Below are 19,017 nucleotides of genomic sequence, written 5' to 3'. Positions count from 1 at the left end.
ACTGGCAATATAAACTACAATAAGAATAACGACAATGAAGAAACATGTACTTTTATATATCTTGTTAGGCATACTAAGTTTGTCGCTAGGGCTAGTCATTTACCAGTCTCAAAATAATGACTTTTACGATTCCACAGGGCAGGGATATCGTTGGTCAGAACTTAATCAAAAAATTTTCATTGTCAATTATTTTGCCGAGTGGTGTGCACCTTGTTTGAAAGAAATACCAGAACTCAATGAATTCTACTCCTGGGCACAAACGCAACCACACGTTGTTTTCGTTGCTGTAAGCTATGACCCCTTAGATGTTGCAGCCGTCAATCAACTTCGAGTTAAATACGATATTCAGTTTCCCGTATTGGCTGAGGTCGGTGAACATTTCCCAATAACACCTCCTGCATATTTACCAGCAACGTTTATTACTTATGAGAAGAAAGTTTTCCCGCCATTATTGGGAGAACAAACTTTTGACTCATTACAAGCCGCTGTCAAAGAAGTCGAAATATTATTAGCTTCCCGCTAATTTTTGCATGCGTTCTTGGCTTTCTCTAAATTGTGTTATGCGAGCGCGAATACGTTGTTTTAACAAATAACTCTCAGCAAAATTATAGGCAAATTGCAGTTCATCAATCGCTTTGGGATAAATGGCCATCAGGGCATACATTTCAGCTTTGTTTTGGTGCATATTAAGACGTGACTGAGAACGGGCATAAGCATCACTAATCAAAGAGAAACCCAATAGACTTTTGTTGTGCACCATCAAGAAATCTTTGAGTAACTCTGTAGCTTTATCCCATTCTTTATTTTCTATATAACTATTTGCAAGATTCAGTGTAATTACCGGGTTATTCGGAATTTTTTGATTGATAGGCGCTAATAGTTGAATGGCTTTAGGTACCTGAGATAGTCCTATATAAGTATCCGTCATGGCATCCAAATATGCGAAATTTTCTGGTGCTGTTAAGAGAAGTTGCTCAAGGATGCGTTGAGCTTCGGCATACTTTTCAACTCCCATATAAGCCAAGGCTAAACCGTACTGCCAGGCATAATCAGGCCAATCTTTGGCAATACTGGCATTGGTAAAATAAGCCAAGCTTGCTTGTGCCGAGTACATATAGCGAGCATGGATCCTAGCTTTAACAAGATGAAACATCATTGAACTAGGGCGATTTTGACTCGGTAAATTCTCAGCTCGATTCCGCGCTTCTGCAACCCTCTCTTGAGAAAGAGGGTGAGTTAACAAAAATGCGGGGGGAATAGAGCCCCAGCGACTTTGTTCAAGCATTTTGCTAAAAAAACTCGCTGCAGCAAAAGGGTCAAATCCAGCTTCTGCTAGAATTTTCATCCCAATTCTATCAGCTTCTCTCTCATGTGTTCGTGTGTGATTGATCGCATTCTGAATCATGCCTGCTTGACCTGCGTAGATTGAAGCGAGTCCAGCCTGAGGCGAGGCCATCATCAATAATGCACCACCGATCATAGAAGCGACTTGTAACGGGGAGGTTTTTTCCATAGCTTGTTTTTTGCGAACAATGTGGCGTTGGGTAACGTGCGCAATTTCATGACCAATGACTGCTGCTAATTCAGCCTCGGTATCAGCGTGATAAACCAAACCTGTATGGATACCTACATGCCCCCCATAAAATGCCATTGCATTAATCGCAGAATTATTGATGACGAAAAAAGTAAACGGGAATTTAGTGTTCTGCGCATGTATCACCATTTCATTGCCAAGGGACTGAATATATTGGTTAACGACGGGATCTTGTAACACACCTGCCTGACCACGTAACTGACTATAAAAAATGTTACCGATTGCCACTTCTTCATCTAAAGACAAGGTATTCGCTGCAACAACACCGATTTCAGGCAAAGAGTTTTTATTATTAAGTACTTGTGCGCTAGCAACAGAAGCTGTTAGGCAGTAGATAAGTGATGTAAGAAAAGCGATATGAAAACGCAAAAAAATTCCCCAGAATTGTGATTTTTTAAATTTAGCGCTAGATATGCGTGTTTTTAGCAACCTAACTTATCCAATGAAAGCTAAATAATGGATAGTTTTGAGGTCAATAAGTTCCTTTTAAGAAAGAAAATCTAGTCCTCATCTTAATATTTCTTTACTATATAGATGTTAAAACGAAAAAGGAACCAACGCACAATGTTTTCAATGATTGAACAATGGTATCAACGCAAGTTTTCAGATCCTGATGCATTGATGTTACTGATTTTTATTTTATCCATCAGTGTGGTATTGATTGTCTGGGGTGGTTTTTTAATGCCTGTTTTAGTGGCAGTCGTGCTGGCGTATTTACTCGACGGTATTGTCACCAAAATAAGTAATAAAGGGGCATCGAGAACACTCAGCACAGCAGTGATATTGTTCCTTTTTATCGGTTTTACTTTTATTTTAACGCTGAGTTTACTGCCTACCATTTCTCAACAAAGCATTAATTTTATTGAAGAAATCCCCGTTATCTGGCAACAAATTCAAAGCTGGATAGTCACATTGCCGGAAAGTTATCCGGAATTAGTGCAGGCAGAGCAAATTGAAAGCATTATGGGCGATATTAACCTCAAATTAGTTGGGGCGACCGAGGATATTATTAGTATATCATTTGCTTCGTTGGTCAATATTGGTGCGTTGTTGATATATCTAATACTGGTACCTCTAATGATGTTTTTTATGCTCAAAGATAAAGACGCATTAATGAGTAATATTGCTAATTTATTGCCTAAAGAACGTCGTCTGATTCGCCAGGTTGCCAATGAAATGAACGTGCAAATTGCTAACTATATACGCGGAAAGGTCATTGAGATCATCATTGTTGGCACCATATCCTGTGTCGCTTTTGTCTTAATGGATTTGCGTTACGGAATTTTATTAGGTGTGTTAGTTGGGCTATCAGTTTTAATTCCTTATATTGGAGCGGCTGTAATAACAATACCCGTTGCACTAGTCGCTTTTATTCAATGGGGTTGGAGTGCTGAATTTGGTTATTTGATGCTGGTGTATGCGATCATTCAAGCATTGGATGGGAATTTATTAGTCCCTTTGCTATTTTCAGAAGCAGTCAGTTTGCATCCTTTATATATCATTATAGCAGTGTTATTTTTCGGAGGGATTTGGGGCTTTTGGGGGGTGTTTTTTGCCATTCCATTAGCAACCTTGGTCAAGGCACTTATCCATGCATGGACACCAGAGTGGCGCCCCAAAACTGAGCCACCAAAGTCTGCTGAAGCCTAATATCATGCGGGTATCATGGGGAATATCATGGGTAGTATCATGGGTAGTATCATGAGCAATATCAGGAGACTAGCAGAGTATATTAAGTGCCAAAATACCAATATCAACCAACGCTAAAATAGCGACAAAAAAATACCCAAACAATGTTGGGTATTTTTTTAACTGCGTTACATTGAAATGTATGACGGAAAGCATAACTAAAAAAATAGCGACTGAACCACCACACCATGCTTAGTTTTCTAAATAACCTAATACCGTGGTGTGATGGTCTTTCGTTTTAAATTTATCAAATACATGTTCAATTTGACCTTTTTCGTCGATTAAAAAAGAAATCCGATGAATACCATCATAGACTTTGCCCATGAATTTCTTTTCTCCCCATACACCAAACGCTTCAGCTACTTTGTGATCCTCATCACTAAGTAATGAGAAGTTTAGATTTTCTTTTTCAATAAATTTAGGTAAGCGTTTTACTGCATCAGGGCTAACGCCAAACACGACGACATTTTTTTCAGCTAACACTGTATGTACGTCTCTTAGGCCTTGTGCTTGAATGGTACAGCCTGGTGTCATGGCTTTTGGATAGAAATAGACTAATACCTTTTTACCGGCTAAGTCAGTTAAATTAACGATTTCTCCATTCTCGTTGGGTAGAGAAAAAGAAGGGGCCGGTTGGCCTGCTTGTAAAGTTTGCATTATTCGCTCCAATTAATATGATGCTTATCAGTAATAGTACAGGTCAAACATAAACTATCGAAAAAACGTTTTGTTGTTGTCGAGAAAGCATCTACATCAAGGTCATCAGGAATGCTGACAACAATTTTACACCTGACATTTTCACTATCATCAACACTCGACGATTTTTGTCTCAAAGCGTTAATACTCGCCGAATGACTAGATAAGAAGACCGATACTTTTTCGAGTAAACCCGGCGTGTCTGGTCCAGAAAACTCTAAAGACAACAAATGTTCTATGTTTTGTTTGGCATGCGCTTTAGTACGTTTTAGCAGACTTAATAGTTCAAGTTCACTGGAAAGTGCTGGCAATGAAATTTCTGCTTTGGTGATTTCAGGATGATGTCCTTCAATAATCATGGTCAAAGAAAAGTCAGTGCCAAAGTTAGCCTGACGTGAATCAAGTATATTACAACCTGCAGCGTTGACGGCTTTAGCTAATTGACTAAGTAAACCGGTGCGATTTTCCCCGAGAAATGTGCAAATAAGTTGTTGTTTCATAACGTCTGTTTGAATATGTTTGTATATAGTATTCCAACCTTCATTAGAACCGTCAACCTCGGGAGAATTTATTTTACCAATGTAGTATTGCTTAGCATCCTTGACCTGTTAAAATTAGGGAAATTATTTTGTTGTTTGAGGATAGTATGTTTAAAGGAAGTTATGTTGCATTAGTCACCCCTATGTTAGAAAACGGAGAGGTAGACTATCCAGCACTACAAAAGCTTGTTGACTTCCATGTTGAACAAGGCACTCATGGGATTGTATCAGTTGGCACAACAGGGGAGTCTGCGACTCTGTCTTTTACCCAACACATTGATGTCATCAAAGCAACGGTCAAAGCTATCGCTGGCCGTATTAAATGTATTGCAGGCAGTGGTGCAAATTCGACCGAAGAAGCGATCTTTCTGCAAGAACAAATGGCTGATTTGGGAGTTGATGGATATTTGAGCGTTGTACCTTATTACAACAAACCCCAACAAAAAGGAATTCTAGCTCATTATTTAGCGCTTGCGGATAAGGCCACGTTACCTATTATATTATATAACGTGCCGGGTCGAACCGTTGCGGATATGCAATCGGACATTGTCGCAGAACTGGCTAAACACCCTATGATTGTTGGCTTAAAAGATGCTACTGGTGATTTGTCTCGATTAACAGAGCTGCAAAGTTTGGTCTCTGAGGATTTCCTGATTCTGAGCGGTGATGACGCTACAGGTTGCGAATTTATGTGTAATGGTGGGCATGGTGTGATTTCTGTTACAGCGAACATTGTTCCTAAGCAAATGAAATTAATGTGCGAAGAAGCTTTATCTGGTAACATTGAAAAAGCTAAATCAATAGATGCAAGTATTGAAAAGTTACACACTGATTTGTTCATAGAATCAAACCCTGTGATCCCTAAATGGGCACTGTATAAAATGGGGTTAATAAATTCTCCAGCGATTAGATTACCGCTTGTTTTACCGGAACTTTCTAGTCAAAAACAAATCGAAGCAACCATTAAAGAATATCAATTATAAGGTTATCGATGAGAAAGTCGTTTTGTTTCACAAGTCTGTTAGTCATTGCACTTTCAGGCTGTTCTTCAATAGAAGAGCGAAGAATCGCGTCTGGCAGTTTAGCTCATACGAAATATAAAACTATTGGTCAACCGGACATTCCTGAGGGACTGTCTGTACCAAAAACTTCGCTGCAGTATATCATTCCAGCTATTGAAGATAATGGTCAACCGGTTGGTAAAAATCTTCCAGTAGTTTCACCATCGCTTATTTTGGCGACTCCTTCTGGTACTTATTTAGAAGAGGGTGCACTTACTTCATCGGTAGTGATTGATAAATTAGATAATGAAGTGAGTGTATTATCCTATACTGCGAACCAAGTTATTGGTTATTTAAACGCCCAAAGCATCCCTTACACATTGCTTTCAGAAGATAGTTCAGTCATCCAAACTGATTGGATTATTGAAGTGTTAGAAGGTAATTCTCCTTGGTATGCACTGAATAGCGTAGATAAGGAATTAGGTAAGCGTTTTAAAATTACCATCGCGCCAGCTTCCCACGGTAGAACAGCCACTGTCACAACGGAGTTAACAGACTTTGTGGTCAGCGAAGGAGACGATTTGGTTGACTCTTTAGATGATTTTGTGAAACGTGAGGTGGAAGCGGAGTTGTTAAATGCGATTTTACAGCGTTATGCCCAAAGCCAACAAGTCCAAGCATTAGAACGGATGTCACAAATTCGAAGTGGTATTAATACTGATGAAGGGTTTGATAAATCTGGTAATCCAGCGCTTGTTCTGAATACACAATACGATATTGCGTGGCCCAAATTTCAGCTGGTGTTACGTAAGTTAGGTTTTAACGTAAAAGATTTAGATAAATCTAATGGCTTAATTTTTGTCAGCTACCAAGGCGCAGAAGATAGCTCTTGGTTCTCACTATTCTCGGATGAAGGATTACCGCTTGAAGAAGATGACTACCGTATTCAATTAACGGCGTTATCAAGTGACCAGACAACAGTGACATTTATGGATGAACAAGCAACACCTTTTACTCCAGCATCCCTTTCAGGTATTTATCCAGAGTTTGCTGAGATTCTTCAACAAGATAATTTAGATCTTTAATTTAGGTTTTATACATGCAAAAACGTGATGAATTATATCGTGGTAAAGCAAAAACAGTTTTCCATACCGATAGTGCTGAACATTTGATTTTAGAGTTTCGTAACGATACCTCTGCTTTTGATGGTGAGAAGATTGAACAACTTGACCGTAAAGGTGAAGTGAATAACAAGTTTAATCACTTTATCATGCAGCATTTGGAAGCCGCTGGTGTACAAACTCAGGTTGAATCTTTAATTTCTGATACAGAATCCGTGGTTAAAAAACTTGATATGATTCCTGTTGAATGTGTGGTTCGTAATGTTGCTGCCGGGTCTTTGTGTCGTCGCTTGGGTGTGACAGAGGGGATGGATTTAAATCCCCCAACGTTTGAGTTTTTCTTAAAGAACGACGCACTCCACGATCCTATGATTAATGACTATCACATCGTTTCATTTGGTTGGGCGACTGAAGCACAAATATCCCGCATGAAAGAGTTGACGTTTAAAGTGAATACTGTCTTATCTGAACTATTTGCAAATGGCGGTATGATCTTGGTTGATTATAAACTGGAGTTTGGTGTTGATAGTGCAGGTAATATTATCTTAGGCGATGAATTTACTCCGGATGGTTGTCGTTTATGGGACAAAGAAACGCGTAACAAAATGGATAAAGACCGCTTCCGTCAAGGTCTTGGCAGCGTCGTTGAAACCTATATTGAAGTGGCAAAACGCTTGGGGTTAGATCTTTAATACAAACGTCTAGAGCCAATACAAAAAAGCTGTGTCGCATCAATTAATTGCGCCACAGCTTTTTTTATGTACGTCTTTTTTGCATGGTAATGCTAGTGCTAGAAATATCGAGGCACTTTTTGAATATAGGACTGATATTCTTCATTGTACATATCATTAAGAAAGACTTCTTCTAGACCAATCTGAATTCTCAGCGCTATCAAGCCGACAATTAAACAAACCAATGAGAATACATTAGGCCACGCTAGGAAGAACCCCATTTGCGATGTGGCGACTCCAATGTATGATGGATTTCGGCTTCGTGCATAAATCAAACGCGTCACTAAGCCAGGGTTCGAGTGATTATCAATTCCTGAGCGCCACGCGGTATCTAAAATAAAATTACAATAAATAGCTAATGTAAAACCTAACAGCATCATCACCGCTCCTGTAAAATGAACAATGGGGTACTGTAGACTCGTTAAAGGGATAAGTGTTTGTGCAATACTTGGGTCAAATACATGATAAACACACATAAACCATATCGCGCCTCGAAAGACTCTAAAGACCAAATGGTTCCACCAGTGCAAGCTATGCTTCTGCCCCATATTAACTAATGTTGCGTCACATTGCTTAGCTCCCCTGATTTTAATCATCACACTATAAAATAGGGCAACAACAGAGTAGAATGCAGCTAAGAAATATGCAATAAATGTTTGAAACTCTGTGTCTTGGAACGTTTCCATGAGAACACCTTAGTCAGGTTAGTTATCGATTGTTTGTCTATTAAGCATAGTAGACAAATCTTTTTACCATTCATTTAATCATATAAACCCTGATATTTAACAAAATAAATAAAATTATGACTAAAACTACGACTAAAAGACTAAATAAATTCATCAGTGATACCGGGTACTGCTCGCGACGTGAGGCAGATAAGCTGATTGAGCAAGGTGCTGTTTTGGTGAATGGCAAAGCCCCTGAATTAGGCACTAAAATTGCTGATAATGATGAAGTAAGTGTGCATGGTAAACGAATTAACCAAGTGGCCAGTGATAAATCGGACCGTGTGTATATTGCTTACCATAAACCGGTAGGCATTACGTGTACAACAGAGCGACATATAAAAGGAAATATTATTGATGCGATTGGTCATGACAAACGTATTTTCCCAATTGGCCGACTAGATAAACCCTCAGAAGGTCTAATTTTATTGACGAGCGATGGTGATATCGTCAATAAAATTCTTAGAGCTGAAAATGCACATGATAAACTTTATCGGGTTACCGTAGATAAGCCGATAACTCCTAGTTTTTTAAAGAAAATGGCAACTGGGGTGCCAATATTAAATACGGTCACTAAACCTTGTCAGCTTACCCAGAAGGGGAAAATGTCTTTTGATATTGTTTTAACACAAGGGTTAAACCGACAAATTCGTCGGATGTGCGAGTACTGTGGTTATGAAGTAAAAAGGCTGGTCAGAACACGCATTATGCATTTAACCTTAAAAGGATTACCCAAAGGCGCTTGGCGAGAGTTAAGTGCTAGCGAATTGGCAATGTTGCAAACCTCTGTTGCCCACTCAAGTAAAACAGCAAGCCCGAAATAGAAATAGTCGAAATAGAAAGGCGAGAACTAAACGGGCTTAAGTTTTTGTTGTAATAAATAAATACGTGTGAAAAATGCAATAGCTCCAACAGTGAGACCAACAATAATGCCAATCCAGAATCCTTGCACCCCCATGGCCGGTACCCAATTATCAGTGAGTGCCAGAATGTACCCTATAGGAAGGCCTAACACCCAATAACTGATTAACGAAAGAATAAATAACCAATTCGTGTCCTTGTATCCTCTGAGGGCGTTTGCAGATACAACACCAATGGCATCTGATATTTGAAATAGGGCACCTAAAAACAAGACTGAAATCGCGAGTTCAACCACCGGCATTTCACTGGTATATAAATTCGCGATCGCATTAGCTAAAGTTATGGTCAGTGTCGCTGTTATTATGGAGACACAGGTGGTTAAAATAGTGGCGGCCTGTATGGTGTGTTGGCAACGTCGGTATTCACCAGCACCATATTCGTAACCGACTCTAATAGCGGTCGCCATGCCAATACTTAGAGGAAACATAAACACTAAAGAGGAAAAGTTTAGGGCGATTTGGTGAGCTGCAACTTGGATAGCGCCCAGGGGGGCTAATAACAACGCAATAATAGCAAATAAAGTCACTTCGGTAAGCAGAGTAAACGCGATAGGAATACCTAACACAAGCACCGTTTTTAACAAGCTGAAACGCATTGTAGTAAGCGACGTAAAAATACCAAAAACCTGCATCTTGGTTGCGTAATGAGAGTATAACATTGTCGCTATACACATCGTAATCCAGACTATCATAGTCGCTAAACCACAACCCGCACCGCCCATTTCTGGAAACGGTCCTATCCCATAAATGAAGACCGCATTGGCTGGTATGTTAACGATAAGCCCTAATACCATGATGATCATTGACGGGCGCGTAATAGATAAACCTTCACATGACTGTCTGAGCCCTTGATAGACAGCAAAAGCAGGCATTGAGAGTAATAGATAATACAAATATTCATGCACAATAGGATAAATATCTTGAGTGACGCCAAATACATGCAAGATAAACGGTAAAAGCTCAATGAGACCGATACTGCATATTCCCAAAACGAATAGAATAAAAACACCATGTTGGATTATTTGTTTAATATCGGTATGTTTTTTTTGACTTTGTAATGAAGCAACCAATGGCACTAATGCCATAGCAATGCCTTGAATGAAAAACATAATCGGATTAATGACACTGGCCCCAATTGCAACTGCAGCCATATCAACTGTCCCATAACGACCAGCCATTACAGTATCGGCAACGCCCATTAACATTTGTGTCAGCAGGGCTATATACAAGGGCCAAGCCAATGTAATTAAAGATTTAAATTGGGTTATACGCAAAATGAACTCGACGTTAAATGATGACAAAAACACTGTTTAATTAAACTAAGTGGAATTTTTATCCTAAGGTTGCGTTTAAAATCCTTTTAATTAAGAACACGCTCGTCAGTATAATTAGTTAACATTATTAACATTAATTTAACGTCACGCGTGAGCTAAACCAATGACAAACATTAATGAACGCAATCATATTGCGCATATTAATACGACGCAAGAAGTAAATATTATCAGTGATGGTCTCGTTGCCATACCCATGTTGCAATTACTGGATACAAATGGTGAATATCTAAGTCATAACCCGTCACCATTGACCCAAGAATCAGCGCTAAAAATTCTATATAGCATGCATTATACCCGCTTGTTGGATGAACGAATGGTCAGTGCCCAGAGGCAAGGTCGGATTAGTTTTTATCTAGCATGTACTGGGGAGGAGGCTGCAGTTGTAGCATCAACAGCAGCATTAGAACCTGTTGATATGATTATGTCACAGTACCGTGAGCAAGGCGCACTGGTCTACCGTGGGTACACGACTGCACAGTTTATGAACCAGTTATTCAGTAATAAATTAGATCCCAATAAAGGTCGACAAATGCCCATTCATTATGGGGATAAAACACTTAACTTTATGACGGTTTCGTCCCCATTGGGCACACAAATCCCCCAAGCGGCAGGGTATGCTTTTGGTCAAAAGTACACCGGTGAAGCCGCACTGACTATTTGTTATTTTGGTGAGGGGGCTGCTTCAGAAGGAGACTTTCACGCAGGTTTAAATATGGCAGCTGTACTCAATTGTCCTACGATATTTTTTTGTCGCAACAATGGCTATGCCATATCTACACCTACGGCTGAACAGTTCGCTGGAGATGGTATTGCCTCTAGAGGTATTGGTTATGGGGTAAAAACGATTCGAGTGGATGGCAATGATGCGATGGCGGTATTCGCTGCTACGCAAGCAGCACGCAAAATCGCGTTAGCTGAATCCTGCCCAGTGTTAATTGAAGCCATGACCTATCGTTTGGCCGCACATTCAACCTCTGATGATCCTTCTGGTTATCGCAGTGCGGATGAAGAAGTTAAATGGCAAGAAAAAGACCCCATTGCTCGCTTACAAAAATATTGTATAGCCCAGTCATGGTTAGATTTGGAACATTTAGATGCTTATATCACACAATCTCGGGCCGAAATATTAGCCGAAGTAAAACGTGCCGAAAAAGAAGATTATGCATCGATAGACGACTTGTTTGCTGATGTTTATGCCGTTTTACCAAAACATCTTGATACCCAAAAACAATCACTCCAAGCACATATCAAAAAATATCCAGAAGCTTATCCCAAGACTGCAAGGGAGTTGTTGTAATGGCGCAAATGAATTTATTGCAAGCAATTAACAACGCACTCATTACAGCAATGCGAGCAGACAACAAAGTATTGGTGCTAGGCGAAGACGTAGGGCATTTTGGTGGTGTATTTAGAGCAACCAGTCATTTGCAAGAAGAGTTTGGTCGTGAGCGTTGCTTTAACACTCCCTTGGTTGAACAAGGCATTATTGGTTTTGCTAATGGTTTGGCAGCTCAAGGGTGTAAGCCAGTAGCAGAGATCCAATTTGGTGATTATATTTTCCCTGCGTTTGATCAAATTATTAATGAAACGGCAAAATTTCGCTACCGTTCAGGCGGACAATTTGATTGTGGCGGTTTAACGATTCGCACACCGTATGGCGGAGGCATTGCAGGGGGGCATTATCATTCCCAATCACCAGAGGCTTTTTTTGCGCATATCCCTGGTATTAAAGTCGTTATCCCAAGAAATCCATACCAGGCTAAAGGATTGTTATTAAGCGCTATACGTGAACCTGACCCAGTCATATTTTTTGAGCCCAAACGCTTATATCGAGCTGCAGTCGGGGATGTACCTGAAAGCGACTATGAATTACCCCTCGGTCATGCAGATATTGTGCAGACCGGTTCAGATATCACATTAGTCGCATGGGGCGCTCAAGTCGAAATTATTCAAGAGGCGGCACAACGTGCTCTGGGTGACGGAATTTCGTGTGAAGTCATAGATTTGCAATCCATTTTACCTTGGGATATCGCCACTGTGAGTACATCAGTGGTCAAAACGGGACGTTTGTTGATTAACCATGAAGCTCCGCTTACAGCTGGATTTGCTGCGGAGGTAGCCGCAGAAATCCAATCCCAGTGTTTTTTATCTTTAGAGGCTCCGATTATGCGGGTGTGTGGGTTAGATACCCCTTATCCATTAGTCCATGAAAAAGAATATATGCCAGATGCGCTTAAAACATATGAAGCCATTATCGCAACGATGAATTATTAAGGAGTCATGATGCAAGAGTTTATTTTACCCGATATAGGCGAGGGCATTGTTGAATGTGAGTTGTTAGAATGGCTCGTCAGTGAAGGTCAAGTTATTCAAGAAGATGATCCAGTTGCCGAAGTGATGACAGACAAAGCAACCGTACAAATCCCCGCTATGCACAGTGGCACAGTCGCCAAGCTATATTATCAGGTAGGGGATATTGCTAAAGTTCATGCACCTTTATTTGCCCTTATCCCAGATGAACATTGCGAGTCTGAACCACTACACAAATCAGATCTAGTCAATAAATCAGTTCCTGTAAACAAACCAGACCGAGTTACAAACTTGGGTTCTCAACCTCCACAGTCAAAAGTATTGGCGAGTCCTGCTGTTCGACGGATTGCAAAAGAGCAAGGGATTAATATTCAAACGGTACAAGGCTCAGGTAAAAAAGGCCGAGTGCTCAAAGAAGATCTACTGGAACAAAATACCACTTTGGGTAACACAACTGAACGTAACCCGAGTGTGCATTTGCCCAACGTCAACAATAGCAATTACGATGATACTAATGACAATCATACCAATGACGATACCCAGCAGTTTGAGGCACAACCAGCAGCACTAACGGTTCAGACTGTCACAGCTGATCGCGTTGTTCCATTACGTGGTATGCAAGCAGCAATGGCTCGACACATGATAAATTCGGTACAAACAATACCGCATTTTTCTGTCACAGATGAATGTGCTATACAAAATCTATTAAATATGCAAACGGCATTACAACCTGAATTTGCACTGCATGACATTAAGTTAACGTTACTCCCATTTATGATCAAAGCGTTATCATTAGCACTCCATAAATATCCGATTATCAACAGCCAAGTTTCTGCTGATATGCAAGAAATAATATATAAAGGGCAGCATAACATTGGTTTTGCAGTAGATAGTCCTCAGGGGTTATTAGTCCCGAATATTAAAGATGTTGCACAAAAAAGCTTATTCGAAATAGCCCAGCAGGTACAAGTATTGATTAAAAAGGCGAAAGCAGGAGAACTTAAGGCATCTGAGTTGCAAGGGGGGACGATAACGATTTCTAATATTGGCTCGATAGGTGGATTAGTAGCCACGCCTGTCATTAATCATCCAGAAGTGGCGATTGTCGCGGTAGGTAAAATACAGCGACTACCTAGATTTGATGAAGCAGGTAATATTCATTCTCAAGCTATCATGAATGTATCCTGGTCAGGTGACCATCGTATTATTGATGGCGCTACTATGGTGAAATTTAATAATTTATGGTTGAAGTTTTTACAACATCCTACAAAGATGCTGGCTCATTTAAGGTAAATAACGTTATCATACAAAAAAATCAGCTAAGGTGCTTATGCTAAGTTATCAACACATTTACCACACAGGAAATCATGCCGACATTCTCAAACATATGACACTGTTGAGTACGTTGGGCAAACTTAGTCAGAAAACGAAACCTTTTACAGTCATTGACACTCATGGTGGTGCTGGTTTATATCCTCTCGCAGCTTCTGAAATTCAACGCAGTGGTGAATTTGCCAGCGGTGCTCAACATTTGGTAGATGCTAGTGCCGTCTTAGAGCATCCTTTGCTTAAAGAATACGTCGCGGTATTGCTACGTTGTTTGCAGCATGGTGAACTACCTGGGAGTCCATATTTGTTGAACTCTGCACTGCGTGAGAATGACCAAATGCATGTCTGTGAATTACATCCTCAAGCGTTTGCTGAGTTACAAAATAACATTGGGGGAAAGGGGGTTAACTTATACCAAGAAGATAGTTTTGTCGGTTTAAAACGACTCTGTCCACCTTTGATTAAAAGAGGTTTGGTGTTAATCGATCCACCCTATGAGCAAACAGCTGAATACTCTTGGGTAAAAGATGCACTGTGCGAAAATTTCCCGAAATGGCCAACCGCAGCATATTTATTATGGTATCCGTTATTGTCTAGCAAAGCAGGCCCTAAATCAGGACTAAGTGAACAGCTTTGTCACTCATTAGACCACTCAATTGAGGCGAAAAATATTGCTCAGTTTGAACTGTATATGACTGATTTTGATGCTACAGCTGTCGGTATGTTTGGTTCTGGAATGCTGTGTATAAATTTACCATACGGTTGTTTTGAGGAGGTTCATACCAGTTTGAATGAAGTAGTTGAAATCTTGAATTCAGTCAGTTCACAGCGTTTTGTAGTGCGCGCTAAATGGCTCCAAGTACCTAATTAAACATGCCTAATACGCAGGCCAATATTCAACATTTTTATATTCCAGAGGATCAATCTTTTTATCTCCTGTCCTCTAAAGATGCAAAAAAGCTCAAAAATTGGTTTGCGCTATGTACCAAAGAATTACAGCGACTCGGTTATCATGATATTCAGTTAATTGGTAAGGGGGCGTTCGGTTTCGTTTTCGCTGGCACTACCGAGACGGGACAAGAATACGTTTTCAAATTCTCACGCAGTGATTTACCACAAACGATTCAAGATCGCTTAGAAGAAGAAGCATACATGTTGAGTCAAGTCTCACATGCTGCAGTGCCAAAATTTATCGCTTTTCACAGAGCTCACAACCAATCCATATTGGTGATGGAGAGGGCTCCGGGTAAAGACTTAGAAGAATACTCATTGTGTTTTGGTAAAATACCGCCGCAGATGGCAATCAAAGTACTATTACAGCTTCTCGATGTTTTTAATTATCTACACAGTAAAGCCAATGGTAAACGGATCCAAATTCATGGCGATATAAAACCGTCAAATTTAATATGGGATGAATCTTCCGAAACATTACAAGTTATTGATTGGGGCAGTAGTGTTTTTGCTCAGTGTGATCTTCGCGGGCAGTATGTGAGTGATAATTTTATGGATTTATTGAGTCAAGATATGCAAACCTCCAATGCTCGTCTTGGTGATGTTTATTTCATTGGTGACGAACAAATGCAAGGGCAGTTATCATCGCCAATTTTCGACTATCAAGGTTTAATGAGTACGATTTATGCGCTTTGCTCAGGCCAGGGGGCACGGTTTGGCAAAGGTGTTATTACCCCAAACTCCCTAGGTTTGCCCAAAGTTTGCGCTGACATCATGAATGCACTCTTTGCTAAGGAACAAGTAAATCGCTCCGAGGGCATCAAGTATCTCAATACACATCAATTTTATTTGCGTAATTTAGTTTTTAATCCATCTTACACCCCTACCGAGACAGTATTGTTACCTTGTTATTTGTCTGTTATTGAACGGGATGTTGAGACAGTTGTGTACAGTTCTCGTAAATCATTTTTACGAGAAGAGGTGTTAACTGACGACATTACCATTGAACAGAGTCATGATGCTCAATTCGAACGCTACTATAAACAATACTTACAAGGCATGGGCGATAATGAAAAAGCGTTTATCACTGCTGTTAGTCGATTAGGGAAATTTCCGCTCGTTGGTGGCATGGCTATTCGTTGGGACAAGCAAGGGATAGAAGTAGATGCGCATTTTACTTTATATGCGCATAGTATGCAGCGCTCGGTAGAGCAATCTCTGGCAAATGTGATCACACTTGCCAGAGCTATTCACCGCAAAGGTGTTTTCAAAGCGTGTTTGTTCGATGCGAAAATGACGCAGCATTTTTCTCGTGAATCGGCAACTGATATATTTGTGATTGATAGTGCGGCCAAGATCCCATATCGGGTTAACAATGAACTCAATGATGTCCAACTTTCTCGGGAACATTCCTATTTCGAGGATGGTAGTGATCCTGATGAAAATTTAACACTGCCACTTGGTATACAATGTGTCATCAATGAGTTGAATACTATTCGACATTCAGGGTGTATTATTTTTGAAGTGTTGTCGACACATATGAAAATTCATAGCAGTTTAGTTTTGCTTGATGAAAGTAAAGAAGTTCGTTTCAAAAGCCTACTAGATGATATCATCAGGCATGTAAACGATATCAATGACATGGGGATGGCTGGTTTTATGAAACTACCCGGCAAAGATCCTCAGCGTTTTTCATATGCTGCTACAGCGCCAGAACATTTTTATCCGCGCAACGTGAAGCAGCGCCAAACAAATGAGAAGAGGAATGACCATTTCAAACGTTAATCTACAAGAACTTTTAGATCTAGAGGTATTAGAAGAGGGATTATATCGCGGTATTAGTTGGGACTTAGGTTTTCCAGCGGTCTTTGGCGGTCAGGTATTAGGCCAAGCGTTAGTTGCCGCATATAAAACAGTGGACAAAGATCAGTATGCACATTCTTTTCATAGTTATTTCTTATTGCCTGGCGATGCGAGTAAACCCATCGTTTATGATGTGGAGGTCGTTCGCGAAGGTCGGAGTTTTTCAACTCGCCGAGTCAAAGCGATTCAACACGGCAAAACCATTTTTTACATGACGGCCTCTTTCCAATTAGAACAGCCAGGTTTAAGTCACCAGTACGGTAATATACCTCGTTTACCAGTTCCTGATTCTTTGGATTATGATATTGACTTATTTGCGCAAAAACATTCTCCACTGAGCCCCGAACTGAGTAAAACATTGGAATATCATAAACCTATTGATATCAAAACAGTGAACATAAAAGAATGTTTCGGTGCTGCAGTAGTGGAACCTGAACGGTTTATTTGGATGCGCAGTCGCCATGCAATCAGAGATGAGTTAATCATGCATCAGGCAGCACTGGCCTATGCATCAGATTACCATTTTTTATCGACAGCCTTGCAAGCACATCCCATTCACAGTCAAGATCCACGCTTGCGAATGGCAACCATAGACCATGCCGTTTGGTTCCATAAACCTTTAGATTTTAATCAATGGCACATTTATCATACGCAAAGCCCATTCTCTGGTAATTCACGAGCACTTGTTAAAGGACAGTTCTTTACTGCTAGTGGAGAGATCGTCGCAACGACAATGCAAGAGGGCATGATTAGAATAAAAGAATAAATATTTATTCTTTTTTAATCTAAACCAATATTTATAGTGCAAGGGAGTTTGTTCACGTTATAAACACAGATTTTGGTAAAATTATGTACTAGATTAATGCCTTATGATTGTATATATTTTATACAGTTTTTATGTGTTTCACGTTGGCTCTCCCGAGTCTATTTAGATACCGCACCTTCATTTGTGCGGTTTTTTTTTTACTTATTAGTTAATTTTATGTTCGGATATTGTGGAGCAGGACTATAGGATAATAGTCATAAGTATGATTCTTTATTATGCTAATAAAAAATTTACTAGTGAGGCTATTTATGCGTACTTTCAACACCTTCATTCCTAATAACAGAACACTGATGGGACCAGGACCGTCTGATGTTTCCCCACAGGTTCTTAATGCGTTAGCCAGACCCACTTTAGGGCATTTAGATCCACAATTTATTGAGTTAATGGATGAAACAAAAGCCTTATTACAGTATGTATTTAAAACTGAAAATCAGTTAACTATGCCTATATCTGCACCAGGTTCAGCAGGTATGGAAGCGTGTATTGTTAATTTAGTCGAGCCAGGTGAAAAAGTCATCGTTTGCCAAAATGGTGTGTTTGGTGGGAGGATGAAAGAAAACGTTGAACGGGCAGGCGCTGAAGCTATTGTTGTTACTGCACAATGGGGAGAACCAAACTCCCTAGAAAGTATTGAAGCAGCTTTACATGCTCACCCAGATGCCAAATTTGTGGGGTTTGTACATGCAGAAACTTCAACGGGGGTGAGAAACGATGCGCAAGCAATCTGCGCACTTGCTAAGCAACATGATTGCATGACTATTGTTGATGCTGTTACGTCACTGGCTGGGATTGAATTGCGTGTTGATGATTGGCAAATTGATGCGATTTATTCAGGATCACAAAAATGTCTATCATGTGTTCCTGGATTGTCTCCAGTCAGCTTTAGTGACAAAGCCCTCCATAAGATTCAACATAGAAAAACTCCAGTACAAAGTTGGTTTTTAGATCTTAACCTCATTGTCGGTTATTGGGGCCAAGGTGGCAAACGCGCTTATCATCATACAGCGCCAGTGAACAGCTTGTACGCTTTACATGAATCTTTGCGTTTGGTGCATGAAGAAGGGCTGGAAAATAGTTGGCACCGACACGCTGCTATGCATGAGCTTTTAAAAACAGGTCTAACCGAGTTGGGACTAGAATTATTAGTTGCTCCTGAATCACGACTACCGCAATTAAACACCGTTGTCATTCCTGATGGAGTAGATGATGCGCTGGTGCGTAACCGCTTGTTAAATGAATTTAACTTGGAGATAGGCGCTGGTTTAGGTGCACTGGCTGGTAAAGTCTGGCGTATAGGTTTAATGGGCCATGCAGCGACGACCAAAAATATCGATTTTTGCTTGTCTAGTTTACGCACAGTGTTACGTTAATTAGCTGTAATGACAGGT

The 19,017-nt window shown here is 40.2% G+C and carries 18 protein-coding genes; 13 read left to right on the top strand and 5 right to left on the bottom strand.

Translation table 11 applies throughout. The features are described 5' to 3' along the window. Positions 1–34: 34 nt before the first annotated feature. Positions 35–523 (top strand): TlpA family protein disulfide reductase, encoded by a 489-nt coding sequence (locus NLF92_RS01130; protein ID WP_254097991.1) that lies wholly within the window; start codon positions 35–37, stop codon positions 521–523. On the opposite strand, the gene bepA is transcribed toward NLF92_RS01130, so the two are convergent. Next, positions 509–1,963, bottom strand: a complete 1,455-nt coding sequence (bepA, locus tag NLF92_RS01125; RefSeq protein ID WP_254097989.1) for a beta-barrel assembly-enhancing protease — start codon at positions 1,961–1,963, stop codon at positions 509–511. The two genes, NLF92_RS01130 and bepA, sit on opposite strands and share 15 nt — an antisense overlap. Positions 1,964–2,158: 195 nt before the next feature. On the opposite strand from bepA, the gene NLF92_RS01120 reads away from it, so the two are divergent. Beyond that, positions 2,159–3,244, top strand: a complete 1,086-nt coding sequence (locus NLF92_RS01120; protein WP_254097987.1) for an AI-2E family transporter — start codon at positions 2,159–2,161, stop codon at positions 3,242–3,244. 231 nt (positions 3,245–3,475) lie between these two features. Here the strand turns inward: NLF92_RS01120 and bcp are convergent, their stop codons facing one another. Both bcp and NLF92_RS01110 read right to left on the bottom strand, forming a co-directional pair. Beyond that, positions 3,476–3,940, bottom strand: coding sequence for a thioredoxin-dependent thiol peroxidase (gene bcp / locus NLF92_RS01115; protein WP_254097985.1), 465 nt, complete (start codon positions 3,938–3,940; stop codon positions 3,476–3,478). Further along, positions 3,940–4,479, bottom strand: coding sequence for a glycine cleavage system transcriptional repressor (locus NLF92_RS01110; RefSeq protein WP_254097983.1), 540 nt, complete (start codon positions 4,477–4,479; stop codon positions 3,940–3,942). Before NLF92_RS01110 ends, bcp begins: the two co-directional genes overlap by 1 nt. Positions 4,480–4,625: 146 nt before the next feature. On the opposite strand from NLF92_RS01110, the gene dapA reads away from it, so the two are divergent. From dapA to purC, 3 genes are read left to right on the top strand one after another with little or no spacing between them, the layout of a single operon-like run. Next, positions 4,626–5,501 carry a 4-hydroxy-tetrahydrodipicolinate synthase gene (dapA, locus tag NLF92_RS01105; protein ID WP_254097981.1) on the top strand — a complete coding sequence of 292 codons (876 nt, stop codon included), beginning with the start codon at positions 4,626–4,628 and terminating at the stop codon, positions 5,499–5,501. A gap of 8 nt (positions 5,502–5,509) precedes the next feature. Beyond that, a complete protein-coding gene (gene bamC / locus NLF92_RS01100) occupies positions 5,510–6,604 on the top strand; it encodes an NlpB/DapX family lipoprotein (RefSeq protein ID WP_254097979.1) in 1,095 nt (364 codons plus the stop codon). A gap of 14 nt (positions 6,605–6,618) precedes the next feature. Further along, on the top strand, positions 6,619–7,332 hold the full coding sequence (gene purC / locus NLF92_RS01095; protein WP_254097977.1) for a phosphoribosylaminoimidazolesuccinocarboxamide synthase: 714 nt from the start codon (positions 6,619–6,621) through the stop codon (positions 7,330–7,332). Positions 7,333–7,430: 98 nt separating this feature from the next. Here the strand turns inward: purC and NLF92_RS01090 are convergent, their stop codons facing one another. Continuing rightward, positions 7,431–8,057: a methyltransferase family protein gene (locus tag NLF92_RS01090; protein ID WP_254097975.1), complete on the bottom strand. Its 627-nt coding sequence runs from the start codon at positions 8,055–8,057 to the stop codon at positions 7,431–7,433. Positions 8,058–8,173: 116 nt separating this feature from the next. On the opposite strand from NLF92_RS01090, the gene rluF reads away from it, so the two are divergent. Beyond that, positions 8,174–8,920 (top strand): 23S rRNA pseudouridine(2604) synthase RluF, encoded by a 747-nt coding sequence (gene rluF, locus NLF92_RS01085; RefSeq protein ID WP_254097973.1) that lies wholly within the window; start codon positions 8,174–8,176, stop codon positions 8,918–8,920. A 26-nt stretch (positions 8,921–8,946) separates the two neighbouring features. Here rluF and NLF92_RS01080 read toward each other — a convergent pair whose 3' ends face one another. Then, entirely contained in the window at positions 8,947–10,317 is a 1,371-nt protein-coding gene (locus tag NLF92_RS01080) for an MATE family efflux transporter (protein ID WP_254097971.1), read from the bottom strand. Positions 10,318–10,462: 145 nt separating this feature from the next. Between NLF92_RS01080 and NLF92_RS01075 the strand changes: the two genes are divergently transcribed. The 7 genes from NLF92_RS01075 to NLF92_RS01045 all read left to right on the top strand — a co-directional run bounded on the left by NLF92_RS01075 (position 10,463) and on the right by NLF92_RS01045 (position 18,999). Beyond that, positions 10,463–11,647 (top strand): thiamine pyrophosphate-dependent dehydrogenase E1 component subunit alpha, encoded by a 1,185-nt coding sequence (locus tag NLF92_RS01075; RefSeq protein ID WP_254098315.1) that lies wholly within the window; start codon positions 10,463–10,465, stop codon positions 11,645–11,647. Beyond that, positions 11,647–12,624: an alpha-ketoacid dehydrogenase subunit beta gene (locus NLF92_RS01070; protein WP_254097969.1), complete on the top strand. Its 978-nt coding sequence runs from the start codon at positions 11,647–11,649 to the stop codon at positions 12,622–12,624. Before NLF92_RS01075 ends, NLF92_RS01070 begins: the two co-directional genes overlap by 1 nt. Before the next feature lie 9 nt (positions 12,625–12,633). Continuing rightward, complete coding sequence (locus NLF92_RS01065; RefSeq protein WP_254097967.1) at positions 12,634–13,953, top strand: 2-oxo acid dehydrogenase subunit E2; 1,320 nt, start codon at positions 12,634–12,636, stop codon at positions 13,951–13,953. 37 nt (positions 13,954–13,990) lie between these two features. Continuing rightward, on the top strand, positions 13,991–14,860 hold the full coding sequence (gene rlmJ, locus NLF92_RS01060; protein ID WP_254097965.1) for a 23S rRNA (adenine(2030)-N(6))-methyltransferase RlmJ: 870 nt from the start codon (positions 13,991–13,993) through the stop codon (positions 14,858–14,860). Positions 14,861–14,862: 2 nt separating this feature from the next. Continuing rightward, a complete protein-coding gene (locus tag NLF92_RS01055) occupies positions 14,863–16,725 on the top strand; it encodes a protein kinase family protein (RefSeq protein ID WP_254097963.1) in 1,863 nt (620 codons plus the stop codon). Continuing rightward, entirely contained in the window at positions 16,712–17,569 is an 858-nt protein-coding gene (locus tag NLF92_RS01050; protein WP_254098313.1) for an acyl-CoA thioesterase domain-containing protein, read from the top strand. Before NLF92_RS01055 ends, NLF92_RS01050 begins: the two co-directional genes overlap by 14 nt. A 308-nt stretch (positions 17,570–17,877) precedes the next feature. Continuing rightward, positions 17,878–18,999 (top strand): pyridoxal-phosphate-dependent aminotransferase family protein, encoded by a 1,122-nt coding sequence (locus tag NLF92_RS01045; RefSeq protein WP_254097961.1) that lies wholly within the window; start codon positions 17,878–17,880, stop codon positions 18,997–18,999. Positions 19,000–19,017 lie beyond the last annotated feature (18 nt).

Source organism: Opacimonas viscosa (assembly GCF_024199005.1).
In the GTDB taxonomy this organism is placed as follows: domain Bacteria; phylum Pseudomonadota; class Gammaproteobacteria; order Enterobacterales; family Alteromonadaceae; genus Opacimonas; species Opacimonas viscosa.
Note: the sequence above shows the minus strand (reverse complement) of the source record. Positions and strands in the feature narration are given on the sequence as shown.

Coding starts and splice junctions, on each gene's coding strand:
- NLF92_RS01130 (WP_254097991.1), top strand. CDS start 35: ATGAAGAAACATGTACTTTTATATATCTTGTTAGGCATACTAAGTTTG.
- NLF92_RS01120 (WP_254097987.1), top strand. CDS start 2,159: ATGTTTTCAATGATTGAACAATGGTATCAACGCAAGTTTTCAGATCCT.
- bcp (WP_254097985.1), bottom strand. CDS start 3,940: ATGCAAACTTTACAAGCAGGCCAACCGGCCCCTTCTTTTTCTCTACCC.
- NLF92_RS01110 (WP_254097983.1), bottom strand. CDS start 4,479: ATGAAACAACAACTTATTTGCACATTTCTCGGGGAAAATCGCACCGGT.
- dapA (WP_254097981.1), top strand. CDS start 4,626: ATGTTTAAAGGAAGTTATGTTGCATTAGTCACCCCTATGTTAGAAAAC.
- bamC (WP_254097979.1), top strand. CDS start 5,510: ATGAGAAAGTCGTTTTGTTTCACAAGTCTGTTAGTCATTGCACTTTCA.
- purC (WP_254097977.1), top strand. CDS start 6,619: ATGCAAAAACGTGATGAATTATATCGTGGTAAAGCAAAAACAGTTTTC.
- NLF92_RS01090 (WP_254097975.1), bottom strand. CDS start 8,057: ATGGAAACGTTCCAAGACACAGAGTTTCAAACATTTATTGCATATTTC.
- rluF (WP_254097973.1), top strand. CDS start 8,174: ATGACTAAAACTACGACTAAAAGACTAAATAAATTCATCAGTGATACC.
- NLF92_RS01070 (WP_254097969.1), top strand. CDS start 11,647: ATGGCGCAAATGAATTTATTGCAAGCAATTAACAACGCACTCATTACA.
- NLF92_RS01065 (WP_254097967.1), top strand. CDS start 12,634: ATGCAAGAGTTTATTTTACCCGATATAGGCGAGGGCATTGTTGAATGT.
- rlmJ (WP_254097965.1), top strand. CDS start 13,991: ATGCTAAGTTATCAACACATTTACCACACAGGAAATCATGCCGACATT.
- NLF92_RS01055 (WP_254097963.1), top strand. CDS start 14,863: ATGCCTAATACGCAGGCCAATATTCAACATTTTTATATTCCAGAGGAT.
- NLF92_RS01045 (WP_254097961.1), top strand. CDS start 17,878: ATGCGTACTTTCAACACCTTCATTCCTAATAACAGAACACTGATGGGA.